The 26,068-nt window shown below is 69.4% G+C and carries 18 protein-coding genes, 1 tRNA gene and 1 riboswitch; of the genes, 7 read left to right on the top strand and 12 right to left on the bottom strand.

Going from position 1 to position 26,068, the window contains the following annotated elements; genetic code table 11:
• Positions 1–197: 197 nt before the first annotated feature.
• Together FSYMDG_RS21435 and FSYMDG_RS21430 are read left to right on the top strand one after the other, a co-directional pair.
• The gene (locus FSYMDG_RS21435) at positions 198–458 is read left to right on the top strand and encodes a helix-turn-helix domain-containing protein (RefSeq protein ID WP_013875469.1); all 261 of its coding nucleotides are present in this window, start codon (positions 198–200) and stop codon (positions 456–458) included.
• 4 nt (positions 459–462) lie between these two features.
• Positions 463–1,704 (top strand): tyrosine-type recombinase/integrase, encoded by a 1,242-nt coding sequence (locus FSYMDG_RS21430; RefSeq protein WP_013875468.1) that lies wholly within the window; start codon positions 463–465, stop codon positions 1,702–1,704.
• Positions 1,705–1,782: 78 nt separating this feature from the next.
• Here the strand turns inward: FSYMDG_RS21430 and FSYMDG_RS21425 are convergent.
• The 3 genes from FSYMDG_RS21425 to FSYMDG_RS21415 form a co-directional block, all read right to left on the bottom strand.
• Positions 1,783–1,869, bottom strand: a tRNA-Ser gene (locus FSYMDG_RS21425).
• 229 nt (positions 1,870–2,098) lie between these two features.
• Positions 2,099–2,590, bottom strand: coding sequence for a tRNA adenosine(34) deaminase TadA (gene tadA, locus FSYMDG_RS21420; RefSeq protein ID WP_013875467.1), 492 nt, complete (start codon positions 2,588–2,590; stop codon positions 2,099–2,101).
• A gap of 1 nt (position 2,591) precedes the next feature.
• On the bottom strand, positions 2,592–3,077 hold the full coding sequence (locus tag FSYMDG_RS21415) for a tRNA adenosine deaminase-associated protein (RefSeq protein ID WP_013875466.1): 486 nt from the start codon (positions 3,075–3,077) through the stop codon (positions 2,592–2,594).
• Between the two features lie 533 nt (positions 3,078–3,610).
• Between FSYMDG_RS21415 and FSYMDG_RS21410 the strand changes: the two genes are divergently transcribed.
• Both FSYMDG_RS21410 and FSYMDG_RS21405 read left to right on the top strand, forming a co-directional pair.
• Positions 3,611–4,876 (top strand): Mur ligase family protein, encoded by a 1,266-nt coding sequence (locus FSYMDG_RS21410; protein WP_013875465.1) that lies wholly within the window; start codon positions 3,611–3,613, stop codon positions 4,874–4,876.
• 43 nt (positions 4,877–4,919) lie between these two features.
• A complete protein-coding gene (locus tag FSYMDG_RS21405) occupies positions 4,920–5,666 on the top strand; it encodes a type 1 glutamine amidotransferase (protein WP_013875464.1) in 747 nt (248 codons plus the stop codon).
• 138 nt (positions 5,667–5,804) lie between these two features.
• Here the strand turns inward: FSYMDG_RS21405 and FSYMDG_RS21400 are convergent, their stop codons facing one another.
• Positions 5,805–6,332: a MarR family winged helix-turn-helix transcriptional regulator gene (locus FSYMDG_RS21400; protein ID WP_013875463.1), complete on the bottom strand. Its 528-nt coding sequence runs from the start codon at positions 6,330–6,332 to the stop codon at positions 5,805–5,807.
• A 313-nt stretch (positions 6,333–6,645) separates the two neighbouring features.
• On the opposite strand from FSYMDG_RS21400, the gene FSYMDG_RS21395 reads away from it, so the two are divergent.
• Positions 6,646–7,239: a PHB depolymerase family esterase gene (locus tag FSYMDG_RS21395; protein WP_237702907.1), complete on the top strand. Its 594-nt coding sequence runs from the start codon at positions 6,646–6,648 to the stop codon at positions 7,237–7,239.
• A 420-nt stretch (positions 7,240–7,659) separates the two neighbouring features.
• Here FSYMDG_RS21395 and FSYMDG_RS21390 read toward each other — a convergent pair whose 3' ends face one another.
• A complete protein-coding gene (locus tag FSYMDG_RS21390; RefSeq protein ID WP_013875461.1) occupies positions 7,660–8,631 on the bottom strand; it encodes a C40 family peptidase in 972 nt (323 codons plus the stop codon).
• 188 nt (positions 8,632–8,819) lie between these two features.
• Positions 8,820–8,995, bottom strand: a riboswitch (cyclic di-AMP (ydaO/yuaA leader).
• A gap of 523 nt (positions 8,996–9,518) precedes the next feature.
• On the opposite strand from FSYMDG_RS21390, the gene FSYMDG_RS21385 reads away from it, so the two are divergent.
• The gene (locus FSYMDG_RS21385) at positions 9,519–10,799 is read left to right on the top strand and encodes a 4-hydroxybenzoate 3-monooxygenase (protein WP_013875460.1); all 1,281 of its coding nucleotides are present in this window, start codon (positions 9,519–9,521) and stop codon (positions 10,797–10,799) included.
• A gap of 9 nt (positions 10,800–10,808) precedes the next feature.
• Here the strand turns inward: FSYMDG_RS21385 and FSYMDG_RS21380 are convergent, their stop codons facing one another.
• Both FSYMDG_RS21380 and corA read right to left on the bottom strand, forming a co-directional pair.
• Complete coding sequence (locus FSYMDG_RS21380) at positions 10,809–11,171, bottom strand: hypothetical protein (protein WP_347176523.1); 363 nt, start codon at positions 11,169–11,171, stop codon at positions 10,809–10,811.
• A gap of 402 nt (positions 11,172–11,573) precedes the next feature.
• On the bottom strand, positions 11,574–12,758 hold the full coding sequence (corA, locus tag FSYMDG_RS21375; protein WP_013875458.1) for a magnesium/cobalt transporter CorA: 1,185 nt from the start codon (positions 12,756–12,758) through the stop codon (positions 11,574–11,576).
• Between the two features lie 508 nt (positions 12,759–13,266).
• On the opposite strand from corA, the gene FSYMDG_RS21370 reads away from it, so the two are divergent.
• Entirely contained in the window at positions 13,267–14,103 is an 837-nt protein-coding gene (locus tag FSYMDG_RS21370) for a hemerythrin domain-containing protein (protein WP_013875457.1), read from the top strand.
• Positions 14,104–14,242: 139 nt separating this feature from the next.
• Here the strand turns inward: FSYMDG_RS21370 and FSYMDG_RS21365 are convergent, their stop codons facing one another.
• The 5 genes from FSYMDG_RS21365 to FSYMDG_RS21345 form a co-directional block, all read right to left on the bottom strand.
• Positions 14,243–15,247: a beta-ketoacyl-ACP synthase III gene (locus FSYMDG_RS21365; protein ID WP_013875456.1), complete on the bottom strand. Its 1,005-nt coding sequence runs from the start codon at positions 15,245–15,247 to the stop codon at positions 14,243–14,245.
• A gap of 461 nt (positions 15,248–15,708) precedes the next feature.
• Positions 15,709–16,968 carry a DNA polymerase III subunit delta' gene (locus FSYMDG_RS21360; RefSeq protein WP_013875455.1) on the bottom strand — a complete coding sequence of 420 codons (1,260 nt, stop codon included), beginning with the start codon at positions 16,966–16,968 and terminating at the stop codon, positions 15,709–15,711.
• Between the two features lie 73 nt (positions 16,969–17,041).
• Positions 17,042–19,795, bottom strand: coding sequence for a dTMP kinase (gene tmk / locus FSYMDG_RS21355; RefSeq protein ID WP_013875454.1), 2,754 nt, complete (start codon positions 19,793–19,795; stop codon positions 17,042–17,044).
• Positions 19,795–22,848 carry a type I DNA topoisomerase gene (gene topA, locus FSYMDG_RS21350; RefSeq protein ID WP_013875453.1) on the bottom strand — a complete coding sequence of 1,018 codons (3,054 nt, stop codon included), beginning with the start codon at positions 22,846–22,848 and terminating at the stop codon, positions 19,795–19,797. Before topA ends, tmk begins: the two co-directional genes overlap by 1 nt.
• A gap of 677 nt (positions 22,849–23,525) precedes the next feature.
• Positions 23,526–25,901, bottom strand: coding sequence for a sodium-translocating pyrophosphatase (locus tag FSYMDG_RS21345; RefSeq protein WP_013875452.1), 2,376 nt, complete (start codon positions 25,899–25,901; stop codon positions 23,526–23,528).
• Positions 25,902–26,068: the final 167 nt, after the last annotated feature.

Raw genomic sequence — 26,068 nt, 5'->3', positions numbered from 1 at the left:
GTCCCAGCCACGCGATCCGTCCCACCCTGACCAGCGCAAACGAGCGTGGGACGGATGGGACGGCACCCCCACCGCTCCGCCATGCCTTCACTCTGCGCTACCACCATGCCCGAGTATCACCCCTCGCACGATGCCGGCCCCGGCACGCACCGCCAAGCACCCGCCGGGGCCGCACTCCCCGAAGGAGCACCACCAGAATGACCGCACCTCCCCTGCCTGTGGACCCCTACCGGCACGAAGACCACGCCGTCGGATCAGCCCTGACCCGTCCGGCCCGGCTTTTGCTCACCGTGGAGGAAGCCGCCGACCGGCTCAGCGTCGGCCGCACCACCCTGTACGGGCTCATCGGCGCCGGACAGATCACATCGGTCCGAATCGGACGTCTGCGTCGGCTGCGCCTGGCCGACATCGAGGCCTACGCGGCAAGCCTGCCCACCGACATTCACGAGGAGGGCTGACGCCATGTCCCGCAAACGGCAGGAGGGGACCCGCGCACCCAACGGCGCGTCCAGCATCTACCTCGGTGCCGACGGCGTGTGGCACGGCCGAGTCACCGTCGGCGTCCGCGACAACGGCAAGCCCGACCGGCGGCACGTACGCGCCAAGACCGAAACAGAGGTCACACGCAAGGTCCGCAAGCTCGAACAGGAGCGCGACGCGGGCACGGTCCGCAAACCAGGCCGGCCGTGGACGGTGGAACGGTGGCTGACGCACTGGGTGGAGAACATCTCCGCGCCGTCGGTCAGCGAGAACACCAGTGACGGCTACCGTGTCGCGGTCCGTGTGCACCTCGTGCCCGGTCTCGGTGCACACCGGCTGGAACGGTTGGAGCCTGAGCACATCGAGTCGCTGATGCGTCGGATGCAGGCGTCGGGTAGCGCGCCAGCCACCGCGCATCAGGCGCTGCGGACACTGCGGACCGCACTCGGAGAAGCGGTCCGGCGCGGCCACGTCGGGCGCAACGCCGCCGCGCTGGCCAAACCACCGCGGGTGGTCGAACAGGAGGTGGAACCGTACTCGGTCGCGGAGGTACAGCAGCTACTGACCGAGGCAGCCAAGCGGCGCAACAGCGCGCGGTGGGTGCTCGCGCTCGCGCTCGGCCTGCGCCAGGGGGAGGCGCTCGGTCTGCGGTGGGCCGACGTCGACCTTGACGCCGGGGTCATCCGGGTGCGGCGTGGCCGGCTGCGCCCGAAGTACCGGCACGGATGCGTGGAGCCGTGCGGCCGGAAGCCCGGCTTCTGCCCGAACAAGGTCCAGATACGGCCGGACACCAAGGAGACGAAGTCCCGCGCGGGTACCCGGCCGATCGGCCTGCCCGATGAGCTGGTCGAGATCCTGCGGCGGCACAAGGAGCGGCAGGACAAGGAGCGGGCGGAGGCCGGGGATCTGTGGGTCGACGGCGGATGGTTGTTCGCGACCGAGACCGGCCGCCCGCTCAACCCGGGCACCGATTACCACGCGTGGAAGGCGCTGGTGGTCGCGGCCGGTCTGCGGGATGCCCGACTGCACGACGCGCGACACACCGCGGCAACCGTGCTCCTGCTCTTGGGCGTGCCGGATCGCACCGTCATGGGGATCATGGGGTGGTCGACGGACCAACGTCGCCGCTACCAGCACATCACGGACCCGGTGCTCAAGGACGTGGCGGGCCGGCTCAACCGGCTGTTGTGGGATGGTCCGGCGTCCGACGACAGGAGCAAATGAGACCGGAAATGAGACCGGATGATCCACGGGCAGGCTCAGAGCAACGGGTCTGCCCGTGCGATCAGCCTGGTAGAAGGGCGGTGGAGGTGGGATTTGAACCCACGGAGGGGTTGCCCCCTCACACGCTTTCGAGGCGTGCGCCCTCGGCCACTAGGCGACTCCACCGTTTGTCAGCTTACTGGATGCGGTGGCAGGGGTGAGCGGCGCCTACCCGCCACCTCGGCCCCGTACCCACCGGCGGCCCGCCCCGCGCCGCGCCGGCTGTATGTCCTGGCAGCCGCGAGCGGGCTCGGCTCGCATCGCTGGCTCGTACTGCTGGCTGGTACTGCCCGGCGCGGCCTGTAGTGCGGGTCCGTATTGTCCGAATCGTGATTCCGCGCCACCCAGGTCATGATCAGGATGGCTGTGGCTTCCGGCGGGCGACGAAGAAGTCCGTCAGCAGGCGCGCGCATTCCTCCTCCCGGACGCCTGTGATCACCTCGGTGTGGTGGTCGAGGCGTGGGTCGCGGACGGTGTCCCACAGCGAGCCGGCGGCGCCGGCCCTGGGGTCGTACGCCCCGTAGACGAGGCGGTCCACCCGGGCCATGATCAGTGCGCCCGCGCACATCGCGCACGGCTCCAGGGTGACGACCAGGGTCGTCCCGGACAGCCGCCACGTGCCGGCACGTGCCGCGGCGGCGCGCAACGCCACGACCTCGGCGTGGGCGGTCGGGTCCCGCTCGGCCTCGCGGGCGTTGCGGCCCCGGCCGATGATCGTTCCGTCGGCGTCGACGACAACGGCGCCGACCGGGACGTCTCCTGTTGCCAGGGCCTGTTCGGCCTCCGCCAGGGCTGCGCCCATCAGCGCGGTGAGGTCGAGCGCGCCCGGATGGGGGAGGCCCCCCATGTCAGCTCCCGATCTCGTCCAGGATGTCGGCGCAGCCGGCACGCTCACTGATCGCCGCCACCACGTCCGCCGGCAGGAGGCCTTCTTCTGTGATCAGCTCGATCAGCGCGTCGGCGTCCGTGCCGAGGTCGGCGAGCAGGTCGATGTCGCCGACGGGCTGTCCGCCGGCCGGTGCGTCGTCGGAGTCGTCGTCGAGGTCCCGCCGGCCCACCGGTGGCAGCGCGCCGGCGAAGAGACGGTCGGCGAGGGCCGAGGTGAACAGCACCCGGTGGTCGGACAGGAACACCCGCGGGTCGCTGATGTCACCTTCCACCCGCACGATGCCCAGGTACTCGTCATCCTCCTCGACGAAGGCGACGGCGATCTCGGGGGAGATGTCGTGCAACAGATCCGCGAGTGCGTCAAGGTCGTCGATGTCGTCGAGGTCGATCTCCTGCGCGCTCCAGCGTCCGCGGATGCGGCCGATGGCGCTGGCTTTCTGGGTCACCGAGTTCTCCCACGGTCTTGTGTCGCATCCATGTCAACTCCGGGTGTCCGCTCAGTGGCCGCTGGCTCCGAGCGTCCGCCTGGTGGCCGGCGGCCCGCGGTCACCGGCCGGGCCGCATCCCCACCCGGGCCACTCGTCACGACGGAGCACAGCGGCAGCGGTTTCCACAGATTGGCTGCTCTGTCCACGACGGCCGTCCGCTCACGTCACCCTGCCGCACCCTGCTCTGTCCCGCCCGGACAGCGATGTGACCGCCCGCGGCGCGTCCTTGTCGTATGTCGTACCTGCCCCGATGGGACACGTCCTTGCCGGACATTCCTGGCGGACAGCTGTCCGGCGCACGTCATATCACACCTCGTATCACACTCGTACCCCATCGGTTCACCGCTGTTTCGAGGATGCCCCGGCGCCGCCTCGGGGCTGTCCCGGGGCCGGTCCGACGCTGTGTCCGGGGCAGCGCGGGGATCGACATGCGGCCGGTATGACGGGGTGTCGGTCACCGGCGCGGCGGCCCGTGGCACGCTGGGGAGGCGATGACCACACCCTTCCCGCGCCGGTTCTCCGCCCGCACCCGTGCCGCCCTTGCTGTGGAGAAGCTCGCGTCCTCGGCATCCCGCCAGCTGGGACGCGGATCCGGTGAGATGATCGGCGGCAAACTTGCCCTACGGGTCTCCCCGGGGATCCTGTCCGAGGTCGTGGCCGGGCAGATGGTCGCCTGCGTCAGCGGGACCAACGGCAAGACCACGACCACCCGGCTGCTGGCCCGCGCGCTGGGCACGCTCGGCCCGGTCCGCAGCAACAGCGGTGGCGCCAACATGGCGGCGGGCGTGCTGGCAGCTCTGTCCAAACCGCCCTACGACGCGGCTGCCGCGCTCGAGGTGGACGAGATCTGGCTGCCCAAGGTGGCCAGGCAGATCCAGCCTCGCGCGGTCATACTGCTCAACATCAGCCGTGACCAGCTCGACCGGTCGAACGAGACCCGGCGGATCGCGAGCCTGTGGCGTGATCTTGGTGCCGAGCTGCCCGGCGCGACCGCGATCGCCAACGCCGACGACCCGCTGGTCGCCTGGGCCGCCGCCGGCTGGTCGAACCAGACCTGGGTGTCGGCGGGCCAGAACTGGACCGCGGACGCGATGGTGTGCCCGCAGTGCGCCAGCCTGCTGCACCGCAACGCCACGGGCTGGTGGTGCGGCTGCGGGCTGGCCCGGCCCGAGCCCCTCGTCGCGGTCACCGGGCCGCACGAGCTGCTCTGGTTCGGTCGTCACCTCACGGCCTCGATCGACCTGCCCGGCCGGGTGAACCTCGGCAACGCGGCCATGGCCGCCGCGGCGGCGAAGCTCTTCGGGGTCGAGGTCGAGCACGCGCTGGCCGCGATGACCGGCCTCGAGGACGTCCAGGGCCGTTACCAGGAGGTCGAGCTCGGAGAGTCCGGTATCCGCGGGCGGCTGCTGCTCGCCAAGAACCCGGCCGGCTGGGTGGAGATGATGGAGTTGCTCAACACCACGCCCGCCCGGCCGGTGATCGTTGATTTCAACGCGCAGACCGCTGACGGGCGTGACCCGTCCTGGATCTGGGACGTCCCGTTCGAGCGGCTGCGGGGCAGGCAGGTGCTGGTCACCGGTGGGCGCAAGGAGGACATGAGCGTCCGGCTGGCATACGCGGAGATCCCGCACGCGGTCCATCCCGATGCCGAGAGCGCGGCGGCGACCCTGGACGAGAAGATCATCGACGTGGTCGCGAACTACACCGCCTTCCGCGACATCCTGGGGCGGGTCGCCCCGGTGAGGACGAACAGGTGACCAAACAGGTGACCATCCACGGCGACATGATCGGGGCTGTGGCATGAGCCGGGACTCAGCGACCCGGATCGCCCTGATCTACCCGGAGCTGCTCGGGACGTACGGCGACGGTGGCAACGCGACCGTGCTGGCGCAGCGGCTGCGCTGGCGCGGCCTGCCGGCCGAGGTGATCGGCGTCCCGGCCGGGGAGCCGGTGCCGGCCGGGTGTGACATCTATCTGCTCGGCGGCGGTGAGGACGAGCCGCAGGTGCTGGCCGCCGAGGGGCTGCGCCAGAACAACGCCATCGCGCACGCGGTGGCCCAGGGCGCTGTTGTGCTCGCGGTGTGTGCCGGATACCAGGTGATCGGCGTGTCCTTCCCCGGTGGTGAGGGCCGGATCCACGACGGCCTGGGCCTGGTGGACGTGGAGACGCGACGCTCGTTCGAGCAGCCGGTGCCGCCGCGCGCGGTCGGTGACATCGTCGTCGAACCCGCCCCCGAGCTCGCGCTGCCGTTGCTGCTCGGCTACGAGAACCATGGGGGACGCACCCGGACCCTGCCCAACGGGCACGGCCGGCCGCTCGGGACCGTGCGCAAGGGGGTCGGTAACGGCACCCCGGACCACACCGACGGTGTCGTGGACGGGCGTGTGATCGGTACCTATCTGCACGGTCCGGTCCTCGCGCAGAACCCGGCCCTGGCCGACCTGCTGTTGTCCTGGGTGCACGGCTGGCTGCCGGAACTGGCCGGCCCGCCGGAGACGGAGGTGCTGCGGCAGGCGCGCCTGCACGCCCTGGACGTCCACGCCTAACGTCTGCCCCGGGGCCACGCCGGGGCCCTTGTGCTCTGGGGCCCCTGTGACCTGGGGTCGTGCCCGACTCGGGGTGAGGAGTCGCGAAGAATCTTCCGTGGGCGCGGGGAGAGGCGTCCTACCGCTCGGTGTTCGGTGTCAGTCCGTCCCGGCGGTCGGCGGGGTGGCGGGTGCGGGACACGGCTCGTCGTGCTGCGGTGGCAGGTAGCTGCGGTCGTGTTCAGCGATCGCCACGTTCAGCCGGCCCAGCAGCGCGCCGAAGACGCTGAGCTCTTCCTGGCCCCAGGTCCGTATCAGGATGTTGATCTTTTCTACCCGTGCGGAGCGGGTGGCGAGGTAGCGTTGCTGGCCGCGGGTGCTGAGCTTCACCAGCGTCGCCCGCCGGTCGCTGGGATCAGTGGTGCGTTCCACCAGCCCGGCCGCGGCAAGCGCGGCAACCTGGCGGCTCACCGTGGAGATGTCCAGGGCGAACACCGTGCCCAGGGTGGTCAGCCGTACGGCGCCGTGTTCGTGGATGTGGCTGAGCAGCAGGTAGGCCGAGCGGTCCAGAACCGTCCCGGAGTCGTCGGCGATGGCCATCCGGAAGCGTTCGGCGCGCCGGCCGAACACCGACAGCTCGTGTTCGATCTTGATCAGTCGATGGTCGAGTTCCTGACCACTGTCCACTTCGGCCTCACCCCTGTTCCGGCAGCCGTATGCCCCGCAATCCGATGTTGTCGAGATTCTGGTGGATACACCACGTCAACGAACGAGCCGTGCCGTGGTTGCCGTACCGGCCATGCTTGTTTGACTACTTTTAGTGATCATTTGGTGTCGCAAGCTGGTCGGGTGTGAGGCAGCGCACTCCGGGTAGGTCCCGACTTGTCCACGACGCGAGGCGAATCAGCCGAATCGACGGCTCCTGGTGTGGTTCGGTTGTCTCGTGGTGTCGAATCCGCTGAAAGCCGGGAAACAGCTATGGGCCAAGAACCGCAAGCGGGTGCTGATCATCGGTGCCGTGCTCGTGGTCGCCTGGATCTACGTGTCCCGTTCGGGTAACCCGGACACCGAGCGGGCAAAGATACCGACGGGGTACCTCTCCGCCGAACGCGAGCTCACCGTTCATGCCGACGCCGACCCCGGCAAGCCGCTGCCGCTGGTCCTCGTCCTGCATGACGACAACAGCGACGCGGGCGCGATCGAAAAGATCACCGAGGCCTCGACGCTCGCCGACCGACGGGACTTCGCCGTGGTCTACCCGGAAGCCGTGGACGGCGAATGGAGGTTGGACGATCCTCAGGGCGCGGACGTGCAGTACCTGCGTGACGTCGTGCGCTACGTGTCGCAGGAGCGGTCGAAGATCGATCAGTCCCGGATCTACATCTGGGGCCTTGGCGAAGGTGGGCGTGCCGCCCTCGCGGTTGCCTGCGCGGCGCCCGACAACGGGCTGAAGTTTGTCGCCGTCGCGACGGTGGGGTCGGTCGGGCAGAGCCCGAGCTGCTCGCCAGAAACCCATGTCCAGCATGTCGACGGGGCGTGGAACGAGCGGATCACGCGCGCTCTGTGGGACTTCTCCAGGCAGTTCAAGGCGTAGGAGCGGGCGTCCGGTCGTCCGCCGTGGCTTGGGGAACTCGCGGAGGAGACGCCTTGAGGGGAGCTTCGGTCTCGGCCGGGCATCCGGTCGGTGAGAGGGGGCGGCTCCCGCCGACCGGCCGGACTGTGGGGGGGGTCCAGTACGACCGGCCGGCGGAAGCCTCTTGTTCCGCCGGGCTTTCCGAGCTGGGGGGGTTGGCTCGGTCCGACCAGCGGAAGTCATCATCGCGGGATGCCGCCCGCGGAGTGCCGCCAGGCCGGTGTCGACATCGACAACTTCGACCTGGCGGCAAGGTTCACGCACAACCGGAGGGGGAGGCTGTGTGGGAACCCGCCTGTGAATTGTGTTTATAAGGTTTGGTTGTCAGTACACGAAGCCATGTACTGACAACCAGCTGCGGACGCGGGCTGATCGGTTCAGTCAGAGAACCCGGCCGACAGAATACGACGTGGTGTAGAGGGGCCTCAGTGAGACGACGTCGCCTGACTTGGGCGCCACCCACATCTTACCATCGCCCGCATAAATGCCAACATGGTAGATATTACCTGGCGTGCCGTAGAAAATCAGATCACCCGGCTGCTTGTTGTACTGCGATATCCGGGTGGTCGCCTGGTACTGTGCCTCGGCAGTGCGGGGGAGGTTGCGTCCCAACTGCTTGAAGACGTACTGGATCAGCCCCGAGCAGTCGAAAGTGTAGGGGCCCTCCGCGCCGTAGACGTAGGGCTTGCCGGCCTGCTGGGCCGCAAGATACACCGCCCGTTCGCCGAACGAGCTGGCGACTGCGAGTGCGCCTGAGACGGCGCTGCTCAAGGCCGAGCCACTGACGCGGGCAGTCTGGGAAGGCCGGGGCGCCGGGGTATTGGGGATCACGGTCAACGTGCCGACGTTGGTCGACCGTGTCGACCGCAGAGCGTCGGTTCCGTCGAAAATCGCGGTGACCTGCGTGGTGGTGAGAACCTTGGCAGTGTAACTGGTGAAGCCCTGCTCGTTGGTGTAAAGGTGCTTGAAGGTCGCCCATCCCTCCGGCAGCTTCACCTGGACCTTGACGAGCTGGTTGGCCAGCGGCGCGTGGGTGACCGCGTCCTCAAGATGAAATCCCACCTCCACCGGCTGGTCTGCCTTCACGGAGACGTCCGAATTCGTGACTTTGAGCACGACACCGGTCTTGGGATGCAGGTCGGTCTGGTTGAGCACCTGACTGGTGACCGATCCGGAACCGCCCGTGGACAGCGGATTGATGGTGGAGGTGCGCAGGCTGGCCAGCGACGCCTGGCCACCGAATTGTGATCCGAGCGTTATGGGCGAGGTGACGGAAGCATCGTCGGAATTTGAGTCGGCTGTGGCACATCCGGCCAGGGCGACACCGGACACCGCGACGGTACCGGTGGTCATCACGGCGACAGCGGCCCGAGCTCGCGAGCGGCCCGTTCCGGACTGCTGCGTGGGCGCGCGATGTCGGCCACGTGTCGGGCGGTCGACGTGCCGGTCGATCTGCTGCCGGCGGGGTGACGGCGAAGCCGTCTGCGACGAACGCGATCGTAGTGCCGGATCAGGCTGCACATCATGCGCAGACAAGGTTGTGATCCTTCCCGTTCGCCTGCGAGGTGAGCTGTCGGGTTCGGGCTGGGCTGCCCGGTGGGTCGCGCGACCATCGCGCTGCGCACTTCACCCCGAGGACGACACCGCGGTTCGGTGCCGCCCGGTGGAGGATGGGTCCCCCGCTCCTGCCCTGGTGACGACTCGGAGGGAACACCGGGACCGCGGGCAGGATTCGGCAGTTCGGCCCGGTGTGTCGTGCCGTCGACGCGAGACTAGTTCATACGGATGGCGCTAGTAAACACTAGTCCCTCACAACTACCCCAAGTAGTTGTATGAAGTGTCATAACCGGCTGTTCTACCCCATCCTCCTTCGCCGGCCGGGGCGGCGTCGGGTGCGACCAGCTGGCTTGTGACCTTTGGTCGCTCGGCTGACGTGCCGCTTTCCGTGACTTGCGGGATGCGGAGGATGACAATACGCCATAGCGGCGGCAGATGGTCGACTGGGGGCCTTCGGGCACGGATAGTCAACAATATCGCTACTTTAGGTAGCGATCAGCGCTATCCGCCAGCAACACTCCGCTCCTTTTGCGAAAATTGTCCGGTTGGTTGGTGCCGGGCTGTCGGCCTCCTGACGCGTGTCGGAATGTGACGTCGTACTCTGGCAGTGCCTCGCCCGGATCGGTTCGTCCGGGTCAGCCATGTGATCAGGGCAGTATGGCGGGTGATCAGGAATCGTGTCGATGCTCCCGGGGGAGGCGCTCGCCGTGACGCGCTCCGCTCCGGGGTCTGCACCGGACGGGCACGGCGCGCTCCAGCCGGGCGCGTCTGCCTCGCGGCCGCGTCCTCGCCGGGTGGGCGTCGTTGTGATTGGCGCGGGTGTCGCGGGCCTGGTGGCGGCGGTCGTACTGGCTCGTCGGGGTATCGACACGCTCGTGCTCGAGGCTGCCAGTCGGGCCAGGGTGGAAAGCCGTCCACGTGCCGGGCTGCTCGGGCCGGCGGCGGTGGACGCCCTGGAGCGCAACGGGCTTGCCGACGGCCTGCGGGCCGAAGGTGCGCCACACCACAACTGTGAGCTCCGGCATCGTCGCAGAGCGTTTGTCGTCGAGTATGATCGCCACGCGGGCGGACGCCATCACGTCGTCTACCCGCAGCAGGAGCTCGTCGCCGATCTGGTTGCCGCCTACCTTGCCGCGGGTGGCGTCATCGAGTTCGGCGTCACTGACGTGATGTTGGACGCGCTGACCTCCGACCATCCCGCCGTCTCGTTCGTCACGGCCGACGGGCAGCGGCAGACAGTGGAAAGCCGTTTCATCGCGGGCTGCGACGGTCATCACGGCGTTTCCCGCGGATCGATCCCCGAGGGCGCGTTGCGCCACATCCGACAGCGCGACAGCGCATGGGCCTGGCTCGCCGTCCTGGCCGCGGTCGCCCCGTCCACGGATAAGATCATTTATGGGGTCAGCCCGCGGGGATTCGCCGGCCACATGCTGCGTGACCACCGGACAAGCCGCTTCTATCTACAGGTGGAGGCCACGGCCGACGCCGCGGACTGGTCGGCCGAGCGGATCTGGGAGGAACTGCACGCCCGGCTCGCCGTGGACGCCGACTGGCAACTGGCGGAAGGGCCGTTGCTGGAGCCGCCGAACGTCATCGCGATGGACTCGGTCTTCTACGAACCGATGCGGTTCGGACGTCTCATACTCGCCGGGGACGCCGCGCGCCGGGTACCACCGGCGGCGGCCAAGGGCGCCGGGCTCGCCATCGTCGACGGTGAGACGCTCGCGCTCGCAGTGGCGGCAGCCCTGCACGACGCGGACGAACGTCCGCTGAACGCCTACTCCGAGGTGTGCCTGGGCCGGGCCTGGCTGGCGCAGGAAGCATCGACGAAACTTCTGCAGCTGGTCAACGTCGAACTTGCCGACCCGTTCGCCCGGCGCCTGCAGGACGTTCGCCTGGACCGGCTCCGAACCTCACCGGTCGCCGCTGCCGAATTCGCGGACCACTACCTCTCCCCTCGTTAGGGCGTGTCGTTACTGGTGGCGGGTGCGGGGAGGCGGCCGGCGGGAGAGCAGACCGGAGGTCTGTAGGACCTGGAGTTCGATCGCGAGTTCGTGGACCTCCGGCGGCAGCGAGCGATGGCTGGCGGCCAGAGCGGCCAGAGCGGTCTGTGTTCGGTCCGCGAGGCTGTCCAGAGCACGCTGGTGCGTACGCATCTGGGCGCGCTCGTCCTGAATCGCGCGCAGCGTCTCCTCCTGCCAGTGCCGGGCACGCATCAGGTCCTCGCTGGCGCTCGCGGCCTGCCGCTCGGCGTCTTCCAGGCGTCCGAGCAGGTGGTCGAGCTGCTCCAACCTTGCCGCGAGCTCTGCGACAAGGTCGCTGCGGACGGTGTTCATCGATGGGGTCATCGGCCCGCGCCGCCCTCGTCGTGGAGATGCGGGACGACGGCGCGCTGGCTGCCGGCGCCAAAGGTACGGCCGAGGATCGGGAGCCGCCGCTTGCCGCCGAGCGAGGATCGGGAGAACCGAGTAGGGAACGGCCCCCTGTGAAAGCCCGACACGATCCATTACGGTAGCTGACAGCGTGGTCCTCGTGAATCCCGACGGGGAGGTCACGCCATGGGACAACCGGTACAATACGATCGAATCGTACAATTGGTCGTATGGCTGGCCACATGTCATGAGGCCAAGCTGGCCGCATGACACGGCTGGTCGCGTGGATTGCCCGCCGGGCGCGGCGGCTGGCCGGGCCGTCCCGATCCGCGCGGCCGAGGGTCCAGCGGATTCGGCGGATTCGGCTCAGAGCCATCCGTTCCGTTTGAACGCCCGGTACAGGAAAAAACAGACCGTCGCCATCAGGCAGAGGACCGCCGGGTATCCCCAGATCTGGCGCAGTTCGGGCATGTGCTCGAAGTTCATACCGTAGATACCGGCTATCGCGGTGGGCACCGCGGCGATGGCGACCCAGGCGCTGATACGGCGCATGTCCTCGTTCTGCGCGATGGTGACCTGCGTCAGGGTCGCCTGCAGTATCGAGGAGAGCAGTTCGTCGAACCGGGCGATTCGCGCGGTGACCTCCTCAAGGTGGTCGGCGACGTCCCGGAAGTACGCCCGGATTCGTGGGTCGATCCCGATGACGCCGGGCTCGGCCAGCGCGCGCAGCGGTGCGTACAGCGGTATTATTGCGTGTTTGAACTCGAGGACCTCCCGTTTGAGCTGGTAGACCTTGCCGGTGTCGGGCCGCAGCGACCGCTGGAAGACCGACGCCTCGATGGCGTCGATGTCGACCTCTATTTTTTCGGTGACGGCCAGGTAGTCGTCGACGATCTGGTCGCAGATGGCGTGCAGGACGGCTGACGGCCCGTGTCGGAGCACCTGCGGCTGCGCCTCCAACCGGCTGCGGAGGCTCTGTAGTCCGCCGTGTTCGCCGTGCCGCACGGTGACGACGAAGTCGTGGCCGAGGAAGACCATGACCTCGCCGGTGTGCACGATCTCGGATGTCGCCGTCAGCTCCTCGTGATCCACATAGCAGACGGTCTTGAGGACGACGAAAAGTGTCTCCGCGTACTGCTCCATCTTCGGGCGCTGGTGCGCGTTGACGGCATCCTCGACCGCGAGCGGATGCAGCCCGTACACGTCTGCGATGGCGGTCAGTTCGGCCGCGGTCGGCTGGTAGAGGCCGAGCCAGACGAAGCTGTTGCGCTGTTCGCGGGCTGCCCGTAGCGCGTCGACATGGTCGACGGGGTGTGGATCACGATGGCCGTCCCGGTAGACCTCGCAGGCGACCACCCGTCCCAAGGGGGCCGAGGGAGCTTCCTGACGCTGCCGGCGTCCCTTCGGGTGCAGCCGGACCAGGGAAACCCGCCTGGTAACGGCTTCCGTCAGCCAGGCAGTCGCGGTCCCACGGTCGGCGTGGCCCCGGGAGAAAAGATGATGCTCGCTGTGACGGTCGTCGGAATTGTCACCGAATTTCTGGTCGGTCACATTCGGCTCCTCCTGTCTGTTCTTCGGTACCGGTCATGCCCGTGTCCGGACGTCATCGCGGTCCGCGCGGCCGGGAATGCCGGTGGGGTCGGCGAGGAGGGTTCTGTCGCCAGGCGTGGTCATCCGATTTCTTTCTGTTGGACACTGTGCTGCCCGGGCAGTCGGGGCTCAGCAGCCCGGAGGGGGCTACCGGGGGCGTCCCGTGCCTGTCCGGATCATTGTCGAAAGTCCGCGTTACCCACCCTGTCACGTCCGCCGCCGATATATCCGGTGTATCCGGTGAGGCTGTGTCCGACTGGGCATGGACCATCCTCGCAAGCACAGCTTGACCAGTGGACATGATGCGCCGATTCTGTTGTTTCCGGCTCATGAGCCGGCAGGCACGAGGTCGGCGGGTGGTTCGGCCGACCCGGGGGCCAACAGTGGCGCGATCATTTTTTCGTGCCCGGGTTCCTCCCGGATCGGCAGCGCCGGGGAGGCCTGGTCTCCAGGGTGTTAGGGGGCGGCGATGACGACCGCGGCAGGTTCGGGAGGAGCCCGACCGGAGGACCCGGCGGGAGCCCGGCCGGAGAGAACGGAGAAAGAAACCGGATCCGGCGAGCGGGCTCAGCCAGCGGCGTCCCTGCTCGGCCTGGTCAGGGCCGCCCATGATCACATTGATGACCTTGTCGCTCGGACGTTCTCCGCCGTGGCGACCTCCGAGGACCCCAGGCGCCTGCTGCGGGCGGCCGACACGGCGGTCGCGGCGATCAGCGCTCACATGTACGCGGTGCAGACCGCCGTCTATCCGGTGGCACGCCGTCACCTTCCGCCGGCTGGCCAGGCATGTGCCACCGACCTGCGCATGGTGGCACGGGAAACCGAATCCGTGACGCGTGGTATTTCTCAGTATATTCAGGGTGACATGCACCAGCCGAACGAGTCGATGCGGATGTTGTGTGAGCGTCTCGCCGAGCTCGGGGAACGGCATGTGGCTCTCGAGGAGTCCATGCTCGCCGACTTGGACGAGGTGCTGTCCGACCCGGAGCGGCGCCGGGCGGCGAGCGCGTTCGAACGGTCGGCGCGGCGGGCGCCCACCCGCTCGCATCCGCATCTTCCCCGCACGACCGGCATCGGCGGTCTGATGCTGCGGGTCGCGGGAAGCTGGGATCATGTCATGGACGCCATGGACGCGCGCGTCGCCGCGGAGACTCCGCCGCGAACCCCGGTACCCGTGGGGCTGTGGGGGTGGTATCTGCTCGGCCGCCCCGCTCCCGCGTCGCAGCCCGAGCAGGCGATGAGCGGCGGGCGGGGGAACGGCCAGCGGGAAGTGGCCCAGCAGATCCAGCAGAAGGGCGCGCAATAGTTTTTTGCCGCCTACCCGAAGGATTCGTGGACTGGTGTACCAGAAGGGCATCCGGCAGCTGTTGTCGGATGCCCTTCTGGTGCGCATTTTGAATCGTACCTCTGACTGGTGTGGCCGGTGACGGATCCCGGAAAGGCGTTCAGGGGAGCTGGATGACCTGGGCGGCGTAGACCAGGCCCGCACCGAAACCTATGAGCAGGGCGAGCCCACCGGACGGTACCTGCCCGCTGGCGAGAATGTCGTCCATCGCGAGCGGAATAGATGCCCCGGAGGTGTTCCCGTGCACTTCGATGTCCCGGGCGACGGTCACCGTCCCGGGCAGGGCGAGCACCCTGCACAACACGTTGATAATGCGGATGTTGGCCTGGTGCGGAACGAACGCGACGAGATCGTTCGCCGTGATGCCGGCCTCGTCGAGCGCCGCCCGCGCGACGGGCGCCATCTGCCAGGACGCCCAGCGGAAGACCCGCTGGCCCGCCATCCGCATCGTCGGCCAGGGCAGCTCGGGGTTGTCGCGCCAGTCCAGGTAGGAGCGGTCGTGCGCGATGGCATCCCGGGCCGAGGGAGCCGACCCCCACACCACCGGCCCGATACCCGCCGTCTCGGACGGCCCGACGACAATCGCTCCGGCGCCGTCCCCGAACAGGAAAGCTGTGCTCCGGTCATGCGGGTCGATGATGTCCGACATGCGCTCGGCACCGATTACCAGCACATGTCGGGCGCTGCCGGCGAGCACCATGTCGCTGGCGATCGCGAGCGCGTGGCAGAAACCGGCGCAGGCGGCCGATATGTCGAATGCCGCGGCCTTCTCGGCGCCGAGCCTGGCAGCCACGTCCGTGGCCACCGATGGTGACTGGATGACATGGGACATCGTTGCCACCAGGATGCATCCGACGTCGGCGACCTCGACACCGGCGCTGGCCAGTGCCTTGCCGGCGGCTGTCGCGGCCATCGCCCCGAGGGATTCCTCGGCATTCGCGAACCGACGGCTGCGGATACCGGAACGGGATTCGATCCACTCCGGTGTGGAGTCCAGCCGTTGGCAGATGTCGGCGTTCGACACCACTGTCATCGGGCGATAGGCGCCGACGCCGAGAATACGGCTCCCGGCCGGCCCAGTTCGTTTCCGAATGATTCCGCTCATCGCCGCTCTTCTCGTTCCCCCGTGGGAGCTGACTTCTCGGACGATCGCCGTTCCCGGTGAGACGCTTTCCATGAAACTGGCCCTTCGGAGCCACCGGGCCGGGTAATCCGGCTGGTCCGGCGACTATTGTCACAGCTGGTCGGGCCGTCCGACGCGGAGACAACGATCATTTTTTGATGAACATGTGGCAACTATGTGTCGAACTCTGCCGTCCGGCTGCTCTATCATTCAGTTTCTTTGTCGCTACTCTCTATTCTGGAGTATCTGTGGTGTCGTTTCGGGCATCGTATCGTATCGCTCTGTTGGCACGTATCGGACGTGATCGGAAGATGCAACAACATATCGGATCTTCCCTACGGTGAGGGGAGAATCACAGGGAAGGTCGCGGCCGGGTCGAGCCGGGACCCGCCCGGCCGGCCGGTCGGAGAACAGATGATCGTCGTGCTCGGCGAGCGTTGCGCTCAGCCGGCACGCAGGGCGAGAGTGAGAGCCTCAACCGTCAGCAGCGGGACCAGCCCGGGGTTGTCGGCCAGCCGGCGGCGGCATGCCAGGACGGCTTCCAGCCGGCGCAGCGTCTGTTCGGGGGTGGAGACCCGGGCCAGTTGCCCGGCCAGCTCGTGATGATCGGGGTGAATGGCGTCCACCGGCGCGCCGAGCTGCAGGACGAGCACGTCCCGATACCAGCCGGCGAGGTCGACCAGCGCCCGGTCGAGGGAGTCCAGCACCGTCCGCCGGCCGCGGCTTTTCTGCGTCTTCTCCAGCTCCTTGAGCGCGCCGGCAGCTCCCCGGACCGTCATCGCCCGGCCCTTCGCGCCCGGCTTGACGGCTCTGGCACGTTTCGCGGTGCTGCCGGCGGACGTTGCGCCGACCCCGAGCGCGGTCTTCAGAGCCTCGGTCTCAACTTCGTCACGGATGGTGTTCGCCGCATCGGCGTCCGCGTTCGCCGCGTTCACCAGGTCCGCCGCGGCGCCGAGGCAGTCACCCGTCCGGCGCAGGCGGGTGGGGATGCGCAGCACCTCGGCTCGCCGGGCCCGAGCCGCCTCGTCGGTGGCAAGCAGGCGGGCCCGGTCGAGATCCCCCTGGCTCGCCGCGGCGGCGAGCCGCGCGGCCGCGTCCTCGACGCCCGCGCGTGCCAGCGCGTCGGCGACGTCCGACGGCCGGGGCAGCCGCAGCGCGACCACCCGGCAGCGGGACCGGATGGTGGGCAGGACGTCGTCCACCGACGGCGCGCACAGCAGGAACACCGACCGCTGCGCAGGCTCCTCCAGGGCTTTGAGCAGGGCGTTCGCCGCCTGGTCGGTGAGCCGGTCGGCGTCTTCCAGCAGCAGGATCCGCCAGCGGCCCGACGTCGGCGCGCTGGCCGCGTCCCGCACCAGCTCCCGGACGTCCTTCACGCCGAGGGACAGGCCCTCCGGGCGGACCGTGCGCAGGTCGGCTGCGGTGTCGGTCAGCACCGTGTGGCAGCCCGCGCACTCACCGCAGCCAGGGGGGATGCTCTCACAGTTCAGCGCGGCGGCGAATGCCCGCGCCGCCGTCGTACGGCCGGCACCGGTGGGGCCGGTGAACAGCCACGAGTGGGTCATGGCGGTGCGGGCTGCCACCAGCCCGCCGGCCTCGTTCACCCCGGCCGCCGTCGCGGCGGCGAGAGCCTCGACGACCGGCGCCTGGCCGACCAGGACGTCCCACACGCTCACCGCGCCATTGTCCGCTCCGCCCACCATCCCACCCACGGTGGGTCGACACCGGGGCACGACAGCGGCGGGGCAGCCGGGAAGCGGCGGAGAGGGCGTTGGATCACCTTGAGGATCGTCCGGAGGCCGTGGGCAGGTTGTCCGGTACCCAGGCTGTCTCGGGATCGTCCGTCGGGTCGGTGGCCTCGGTCCCGGTTCTGGTTCCGGACGCAGGCGGCTCGCTTCTCTCCGTCCCCCTGGCCAGATCGCTCGGATCGGCGTGATCAGCGGAGCCGACCGGGCCGGCGGGGTCGGCCGGGCTGACCGAGTCGGCCGGGCCAGGTGCCGGCGAGATCGTGGCACTGTCCGGGGACGCGCGCGTGTGCGTGGGGCGATCGGGCGGTGCGGGACGCTCGGGCGGCGGGGGACGCACGGGCACCGCGGCGGATGGCTCCTTGGACGCGCTGTCGGACGTCGCCTGCGGACGGGGAGCGCCCGGGCCGTCGTCCTCGCCCCGGCGTAGATACCCGGTGACGACGTTACGGATCTGGTTGTGCACGGTGTCCGGCGAGCGGTCCGCGTCGAGGACGACGTACCGGTCCGGTGTGCGCTCGGCGAGCTGGCGGAAGCCGTCCCGGACGCGCTCGTGGAATGACAGCTCCTCAGCCTCGATCCGGTCGACGCCGGGCGCAGTGGCACCGGGCGCCTCGGCACCGGGTGTACTGGCACCGGGTGTACTGGCACCGGAGACGTCGACGCCAGGGGTCGGGCCGTCACGGTCCTTGCCGGCCGCCTTGCCCGCCGCCTGCCGGGAGGGAACCGCATCGTGACGGGAGAAAGGCGAGGAGTCGTCACGGCCTGGCACGCCGCCACGATCGCGATCCGTGGGGCGCTCGTGGCGGGAACCGTTCCCGCTCGCGCGGGCCCGCACCCGGGCGAGCCCGGTCCGCGCGGGGATGTCGAGCAGGATCGTGACGTCCGGGAGCAGCGACCGGGTGGCCCACCGCGACAGCATGGCGATGTCGTCCGCGCCGAGCTGGCGCCCGGCGCCCTGGTAGGCGATGGAGGAGTCGATGAACCGGTCGCTGACGACGATCGCGCCGCGGGCCAGCGCTGGCTCGATCACCCGGGAGACGTGTTCGGCGCGGTCCGCGGCGTACAACAGCGCCTCGGTACGGGGGTGCAGCCGCGCGGCCGGGTCCAGCAGCAGTTCCCGCAGTTTCACGCCCAGCGCCGTCCCGCCGGGCTCCCTGGTCACGACGACCTCGCGGCCGGACGACGCCAGCCACGACCGCAGCCGCTCCACCTGGGTGGACTTGCCGGAGCCCTCACCGCCCTCGAGCGCGATGAACAGGCCAGCGTGGCGAGGCCGTTCGGGTGCCGCGCGCCGCCCCAGCAGGGCGTTCCACAGCTCCGGCAGAACCGCGACACCCTTGCGCTCGTCCATCTGCCGGTAGGCGAACAGGCCGACGGCCACCGCGAGCAGACCGCCGCTGAGCAGGACGATCGTGACACCGTCGGTGCGCACCCGCAGGTGACCCCACAGATCGAGGTGATGCGAGCCGATGAGCCCGACCAGACCGGGCGCCACGGCCAGCACCAGGAGCAGATCGACGCGGACCAGGGACTGCACCAGCGCGAAGGTCCGTCCGCGCAGCTCGTCGCTCACCCCTGCCTGCAACAGCGTGTAACCGGTGACCCAGGCGATGCCGGCGAACGCGCCCACGAAAACGACCAGGACGCAGGCCAGCACGAGGTTGGGGACGACGGCGACCAGCAGCATGGTCACGCCGGCGGCGGTGACGCTCAGGCCGAACAGACGGGAACGGCTGTAGTCGCCGAGCACCCGCGGCCCGAGTGCCATGCCGGTGGCGAGCCCGACGAACACCGCGCCGAACAGGACACCGTAGGCGGAGTCCCCGCCGCCGAGAATCTGGACGTAGAGCCGGCCGAGCGCCACCACGCACCCCGCGCCGGCGAAACCGCCGAGGATCCCGACGACCAGGCCGCGGACCATCCTGTCCCGGCCGACGAACCGCAGGCCTTCGGTGATCGACGACCAGAGGCCCGGGTTCGCCTCGGCGTCGAGGCGGTTGGCCCGGCCGATACCGCGCAACCCGAAGATCACCACCGCTGACACCAGGAACGTCCCGGCGTTGAAGTACAACGCGAGATCGAGCGGGGAGGTCTTGAAGAACGACACGCTGGAGCCGAGCGCGCGCGACAGGGTGGCCAACAGCGAGAAGATCGCGGCGCCCAGCGGCGCCGAACCGTACGTGGTGATCAGACTCAGGGTGTTCGCCGTCGCGAGCCGCTGCACGGGCACCAGGTTCGGCACGCTGGCGTCCTTGGCCGGGTTCCAGAACAGGCTGACGCACTCGATCAGCAGGGACGCGATCAGCAGCCACGCCAGCGTCCCGACCAGGGGGATGGAAGCGAACAGCCCGAACCGCAGGACGTCCGCGACGACCATCGTCAGCCTGCGGTCGAGCCGGTCGGCGACGACCCCGGCGAACGGCCCGAAGATCAGCGCTGGCAGCAGCCGGACGATCAGGACGGAGCCGATCGCGTACGCCTTCTCCGAGAAACCGGCCTGCAGGGAGCTGGCCAGCGCGGTCGTGGCGAGCAGACCCATCCAGTCGCCGAGGCTGGACAGCGTCAGCGCCAGCCACAGCCGCCGGAACTGCGGTATCCGCAGGACCGCGCGGATGTCCCCCTCGGTACTGCGGTGGGAGTCGGCGGAGCCGGCCGGTGGCGACGGGACCGTCACGACCGGTGGACTACCAGGGGGCCGGTTGGACCACGCCCGCCCGCCCGCCGGCGCCGTCGAGGCCGGTGGCCGCGGCGGGTTGTGAGCGTCATCCACCGGAAGACCCATCAGCCCGTCCGTCGTGGGCGCGGCGACGAGGTGCCCGGCGTACCGCCGCCGTCCGTCCCCGTCGTCGTCCCTGTCCCTGTCCCTGTCGCCGTGGCCGGCTGCGCGGACGTCTTCCTGGCCGTCGTCTTCTTGGCCGTGGACTGCCTGGTGGTCTTGGTGGCCGCCGGCTGCTTGGCCGGCTGCGCCGCCCGCCGCCTGGGTGTTGCCGGGCCGCGGGCCCGCTTCTCCGCGAGCATCTCGGCCGCCCGTTCCACGGTGAGGGACGCGACGTCGTCGCCCTTGCGCAGGCTCGCGTTGGTCGCGCCGTCGGTGACGTAGGGTCCGAAGCGGCCCTCCCGCAGCACCATGGGGGCGCCCGTGGCGGGATCGGGGCCGAGCTCACGCAGCGGCGGGGTCTCGGCGGCCCGCCGACGGCCTCGCGTCTTGGGCTGCGCGATCAGCGCCAGCGCCTCGTCCAGCGTCACCGTGAACAGTCGCTCCTCCGACTCCAGCGAGCGGCTTTCCGAACCCTTCTTGACGTAGGGCCCGTACCGGCCGTTCTGGGCGGTCACCTCCTCCCCATCCTCGGCGACCCCCAGCGATCGGGGAAGGGTGAGCAGTTTGAGGGCGTCGGCGAGGGTGAGGGTTTCCGGTGTCATTGTGCCCAGCAGGCTCGCCCGGCGTGGCGGATCGTCATCGGTCGACACGTACGGACCGAAACGTCCCACCTTGAGGGTGATCGTCGCGCCGCTGTCCGGATCGGTGCCCAGCGACCGTTCCTCGCTGGGCGCGCCGACCAGCGCCAGCGCCCTGTCCACGGTGAGCTCGTCGGGCGGCAGGTCCTCCGGGACGCTCGCCCGTTCGTCACCGTGCTGGACGTACGGGCCGTAGCGGCCGACCCGGATCACCACGGGCTGGTCGTCCGGCGCCACCCCCAGGGGGATCGAGTTGACCTCGCGGGCGTCGATCTCGCCGAGCCGCTCGTTGACCAGGTGCTTGAGCCCGCCGGCGCGGGCGACCCCGCCCTCCTGGCCGGCGTCCGAGCCGAAGTAGAACCGGGTGAGCCAGTCGATCGACGCCGCCGTGCCCGCGGCGATGTCGTCCAGGTCGTCCTCCATGGACGCGGTGAACCGGTAGTCGACCAGCCGTCCGAAGTGCTCCTCGAGGAGACCGACCACGGCGAACGCGACAAAGCTGGGGATCAGCGCGCTGCCCTTCTTCCACACGTACCCGCGGGCCTGGATCGTCCCGATGATCGACGCGTAGGTGGACGGGCGGCCGATGCCGAGTTCCTCCAGCGTCTTGACCAGGCTCGCCTCGGTGAAGCGCGGCGGCGGGTTGGTCGTGTGCCCGCGCGGGTTGAGCTCCCGGGTGGTCAGGGCGTCGCCTTCGCGGACGTCCGGCAGCCGTCGCTCCCGGTCATCCAGTTCGGCGTCGGGATCGTCCGCGCCCTCGACGTAGGCACGCAGGAAACCGGGGAAGGTGATCACCTTCCCCGAGGCCGAGAACTCGGTGTCCTCCCCGGCGCTGGAGACGCCGCCGATCCGGATGGTCGCGGACGTGCCGCGGGCGTCGGCCATCTGGCTGGCGACCGTGCGCCGCCAGATCAGCTCGTACAGGCGGTAGCCGTCGGCGTCGGCCAGCGTCTCGCGTACCTCGCCCGGCGTGCGGAACTGCTCCCCGGCCGGCCGGATCGCCTCGTGCGCCTCCTGGGCGTTCTTGACCTTCTTCGTGTAGATGCGGGGGCGGTCGGGGACGTACTCGGCCCCGTAGAGGGCGCGGGCCTGCTCGCGGGCGGCGGCGAGCGCGGTCTCGGACAGGTTCGTCGAGTCCGTCCGCATATAGGTGATGTAGCCGTTCTCGTACAGCTTCTGCGCCACCTGCATCGTCCGCTGGCTGGAGAAGTGCAGCTTGCGGCTGGCCTCCTGCTGCAGGGTGGAGGTCATGAACGGCGCGTAGGGGGAGCGGCGGTACGGCTTGGTCTCCACCGAGCGGACCGCGAACGCGCTGTCGGCGAGCCGGCCGGCCAGGGCGTGCGCGGCATCCTCGTCGAGCCGGACGACGTCGGCGGAGGTGAGCTGCCCCGAGGAGTCGAAGTCGCGCCCGGTGGCCAGCCGCCGGCCGTCGAGCGCGACCAGGTTCGCCGGCAGCGGTGTGGCGTCGACCTGGCCGTCGCCGCTGGCTCCACCGGCGCGGTCGGCGTCCCGGCCGGGCAACAGGCCGAAGACGCCTTCGATGTTCCAGTACTCGGCCGAGGTGAAACGCATCCGGGCACGTTCACGCTCCACCAGGATACGGGTCGCCACGCTCTGTACCCGGCCCGCCGACAGCTTCGGCATGACCTTCTTCCACAGCACGGGGCTGACCTCGTAGCCGTAGAGCCGGTCGAGGATGCGCCGGGTCTCCTGCGCGTCGACAAGGTGCTCGTCGATCTCACGGGTGTTGTCCACCGCCCGCCGGATCGCCTGCTCGGTGATCTCGTGGAAGACCATCCGCCTCACCGGCACCGTCGGCTTCAGCGTCTGCAGCAGATGCCAGGCGATGGCCTCGCCCTCACGGTCCTCGTCTGTCGCCAGGTAGAGCTCGCTGGCTTCCTTCGCCAGCGCCTTGAGCTTGCTGACCTGGGACTTCTTGTCGGGAGTGACCACGTAGAGCGGCTTGAAGCCGTTGTCGACGTCCACTCCCAGACGGGCCCACGGCTTGCCCTTGTGGGCGTCGGGAACGTCGGCGGCGCTCTGCGGCAGATCCCGGATGTGTCCGATGCTGGACTCGACCCGCCAGCCGGAGCCGAGATACCCGGCAATGGTCTTCGCCTTGGCCGGCGACTCGACGATCACGAGTCGGACGCCGGTGCCGCTCGCGGCCGGCGATGACGTGCCGGTACGGCTACCACGGGTGGCGGCGCGCGCGGTACGCGTGGTGCGCCCGCGGGACACGGCGCCGTTGCCGGCCGTGACGGCGTCCGTATCGGGCCCGGCAGCGACGTCACCGGCTGTGGGCTCGACGACCGGCGTCGATGACCCGGCGCTCGACCGGCGCGTCCCGCTGTTTGTCGACTTCGTGCGCGGGGGCACTTCTCTCCTCGTTGCAGGGGGCAGTTCGGTTTCGGCGTTGCGGCCTGCGTGCGTTGCAGCCTGTATGTGTTTGCAGCCCGTATATCCCGTATATGTTGCGCCCGGTGTGGGTTGTGGCGTGCGTGGCGGGTGGTGAACGGTGCGGATGGGCCGTCCGCCGGTGCGAGAACCTCCCCCCGGGACACCTGTCGCGGCGCGCCTCGGGCGGTGGTCCTCCTGCCGACAGTAGGTCGGCGCGTACCGGTGTGTCAGCTCCCGGTCCGCGATCCATCCGGTGTCCGCTCACAGACACCGGAGCAGACCGTACGCCGTGTCGCGCCCGCGGGCGCACCCACGCCCGGCCAGCCGGGGCCGGGAGAAGCGGCCGTGCGTCAGATCAAGCACTTTGCGTCACCGGCATCGTGTCAGTGTCGTCGTGCCACCGGCGTTGTGTCACCAGTGTCATGTCACTGGTAGCGCGTCTCCGACAGCACCATGACCGGCACGGACGTCATCGGCGGCCGGTGGCGTCGGCATGCCGACGCTGTCACCGTAGAGCGAAAGGGATCGCTGATGCTATTTGTTCCTTCCGGCGCTCCTTCCGGGTCTCCTCGTGAACGGCTTCTGCCCGGGCAGCCGAGCCCGCCTGCCCGGGTCCGGACGGGCAGCGGCAGGGCGACCGGTCATCGGCAGCGCTGTCACACGCCGGCCTTCGTCCTGCCGGCCGGGCGCTGTTCGGCTACCGGAGGCGCGACGGTGAGCGCGGAGGCCCGCCGCTTGGAGTAGACGATCACGGCGATGATCGCCGCGACGGCCACCAGCGCTATCGCTATCCGTAGCGGTGTGTTTTCGTCGTCACCGACCGAGTACTTCACCACCGAAGGCGCGATCAAGAGGCTGACCAGGTTCATCACCTTGATCAAAGGGTTGATCGACGGCCCGGCGGTGTCCTTGAAGGGGTCACCGACGGTGTCCCCGATGACGGTCGCCGCATGCGTGTCCGACCCTTTGCCGCCGTAGTTGCCGTCCTCGACGAGTTTCTTCGCGTTGTCCCAGGCGCCACCGGAGTTGGCGAGGAAGACCGCCATGAGGACGCCGCCGGCGATCGCTCCGGCAAGGTAGGCGCCCAGCGGCGGGTAGCCCAGCCCGAAACCGACCGCGATCGGGGCGAGAACCGCCAGCGTCCCCGGAGTGATCAGTTCCCGCAGTGAGTCACGGGTGCAGATGTCGACGACGGCGCCGTAGTCGGGTCGTTCCGTCCCGTCCATGATGCCGGGCTTCGTCCGGAACTGGTTGCGTACCTCGAGCACGACCCGACCGGCGGCGCGACCGACCGCGTTGATCGCGAGCCCGGAGAACAGGAACACGACCGCCGCGCCGATGACCAGCCCGATCAGGGCGTCGGGATAGGCGATGTCGAGCGTGCGCGACGATGCCACGGTTCGGCCGGCGTCGACGAGCGCCTCGTTCACCGCGTCCGTGAACGACCCGAACAGGGCGGTGGCGGCCAGCACCGCGGTGGCGATCGCGATACCCTTCGTGATCGCCTTGGTGGTGTTCCCGACGGCGTCGAGGGAGGTGAGGATCGCGGCCCCGGTCTTGGCGCCGGTCGTTTCCGCACCGCCTGCCACGTCGGTCGTTCCGGTGTCGCCGGACATCTCGGCGATGCCCTGGGCGTTGTCGCTGACCGGCCCGAAAGTGTCCATCGAGACGATGACGCCGACCGTCGTCAGCAGACCGGTGCCGGCCAGCGCCACGGCGAACAGCGCGACGGTGACGCTCCCGGACCCGAGCAGGTAGGCGCCGAAGACGGCCGCGCTGATGAGCAACGCCGAGTAGACAGCCGATTCCAGGCCGACCCCGATGCCGGAGAGGATGTTGGTTGCGGGGCCGGTGGTGGACGCTTTCACGATGTCCTGGACCGGTCTGCGGCTGGTCTCGGTGAAGTAGCCGGTGAGCAGCTGGATCGCCGCGGCCAGCACGATGCCGATCAGAACCGCGGTGATCGCGATGAACCGTGGGTCACCGCTCTGGGTACTGTCCGCCATCCCGGGGAATCCGGAGAAACTGCTGGGAAGGTAGACGAGCGAGACGATGACGACTCCGATGGCGGAGATCACCGCGGACAGGAAGAACCCCCGGTTGATCGCTGCCATGCCGTTGCGGTCACCGGCGCGCGGCGCGACCGAGAGAATACCGACGATCGCGGTGAGCACACCGACGGCCGGGATCAGCAGCGGGAAGATCAGCCCGTTCTCGCCGAACGCCTTCACACCGAGGATCAGCGCGGCCACCAGCGTCACGGCATAGGACTCGAACAGGTCCGCGGCCATCCCGGCGCAGTCGCCGACATTGTCCCCGACGTTGTCGGCGATGGTGGCCGCATTGCGCGGATCGTCCTCGGGAATACCCTGTTCGATCTTGCCGACGAGGTCGGCGCCGACGTCCGCGGCCTTGGTGAAGATGCCGCCGCCGACTCGCATGAACATCGCAAGCAGCGCAGCGCCGAACCCGAACCCCTCCAGGACCTGCGGGGCCGTGTCCCGGAAGGCGAGTACCACGACCGCCGCGCCGAGCAGGCCCAGGCCGACGGTGAACATTCCCACCACACCCCCGGTGCGGAAGGCGATCCGTATGGCGGCGCGTTCCCCGACCCGGATGGCCGCGGCCGCGGTCCGGGAGTTCGCCCGGGTGGCCAGCGACATGCCGACGAAGCCCACCAGCGCGGAGAAGACGGCTCCGAGGACGAAGAAGAGCGACCGGCCGACCCGGGAGGCGGTGGACTCCGCGGGCAGCAGCAGCAGAACGAACGGGATCACGAGCACGAAACCGGCCACCGTGGTGAACTGCCGGCGTAGGTAGGCTGCGGCTCCTTCCTGGACGGCGCGGGCGACCTCGACCATTCGTGGGCTTCCCTGGTCGGCCGCGAGCACCTCGCGGACCAGATAGCCGGCCACCACCAGCGCCAGCGCCGCAACGGCCGCCACCCCAGCGACCAACCCGATCTGACCTGCGCCAAGTTCGATGGCAGCGCCGCCGGGATTCGTACCCGCCGCGGCTTGGATCAGGACCATGGGCCCTCCCGGTCAGGTCTGTGCACCCTCCGCGTCCACCCCGTGCCGGTTGTGGGAGCCGGTGGGCGAGTACGGCCGGACATCGCATCTGACGACGTCGTCGAGGTTGCCGCTGCGGCATGGGAGGACGTCGAGTCGGCGCGGGCCGGCGAAGCGGGTGCGACGCC

This window comes from Candidatus Protofrankia datiscae (assembly GCF_000177615.2).
GTDB classification, from domain to species: domain Bacteria; phylum Actinomycetota; class Actinomycetes; order Frankiales; family Frankiaceae; genus Protofrankia; species Protofrankia coriariae.
The sequence above is the reverse complement of the archived record's forward strand: the minus strand, read 5'-3'. Positions and strand labels throughout refer to the sequence as shown.

Excerpts from the sequence above, each read along its gene's own strand:
- tmk (WP_013875454.1), bottom strand. The coding sequence starts at position 19,795 with ATGGGTCTTCCGGTGGATGACGCTCACAACCCGCCGCGGCCACCGGCC.
- FSYMDG_RS21365 (WP_013875456.1), bottom strand. The coding sequence starts at position 15,247 with ATGAGCGGAATCATTCGGAAACGAACTGGGCCGGCCGGGAGCCGTATT.
- FSYMDG_RS21435 (WP_013875469.1), top strand. The coding sequence starts at position 198 with ATGACCGCACCTCCCCTGCCTGTGGACCCCTACCGGCACGAAGACCAC.
- FSYMDG_RS21380 (WP_347176523.1), bottom strand. The coding sequence starts at position 11,171 with ATGAACACCGTCCGCAGCGACCTTGTCGCAGAGCTCGCGGCAAGGTTG.
- FSYMDG_RS21390 (WP_013875461.1), bottom strand. The coding sequence starts at position 8,631 with ATGACCACCGGTACCGTCGCGGTGTCCGGTGTCGCCCTGGCCGGATGT.
- tadA (WP_013875467.1), bottom strand. The coding sequence starts at position 2,590 with ATGGGGGGCCTCCCCCATCCGGGCGCGCTCGACCTCACCGCGCTGATG.
- FSYMDG_RS21345 (WP_013875452.1), bottom strand. The coding sequence starts at position 25,901 with ATGGTCCTGATCCAAGCCGCGGCGGGTACGAATCCCGGCGGCGCTGCC.
- FSYMDG_RS21405 (WP_013875464.1), top strand. The coding sequence starts at position 4,920 with ATGAGCCGGGACTCAGCGACCCGGATCGCCCTGATCTACCCGGAGCTG.
- FSYMDG_RS21360 (WP_013875455.1), bottom strand. The coding sequence starts at position 16,968 with ATGGTGGGCGGAGCGGACAATGGCGCGGTGAGCGTGTGGGACGTCCTG.
- FSYMDG_RS21370 (WP_013875457.1), top strand. The coding sequence starts at position 13,267 with ATGACGACCGCGGCAGGTTCGGGAGGAGCCCGACCGGAGGACCCGGCG.
- FSYMDG_RS21385 (WP_013875460.1), top strand. The coding sequence starts at position 9,519 with ATGCTCCCGGGGGAGGCGCTCGCCGTGACGCGCTCCGCTCCGGGGTCT.
- FSYMDG_RS21410 (WP_013875465.1), top strand. The coding sequence starts at position 3,611 with ATGACCACACCCTTCCCGCGCCGGTTCTCCGCCCGCACCCGTGCCGCC.
- FSYMDG_RS21430 (WP_013875468.1), top strand. The coding sequence starts at position 463 with ATGTCCCGCAAACGGCAGGAGGGGACCCGCGCACCCAACGGCGCGTCC.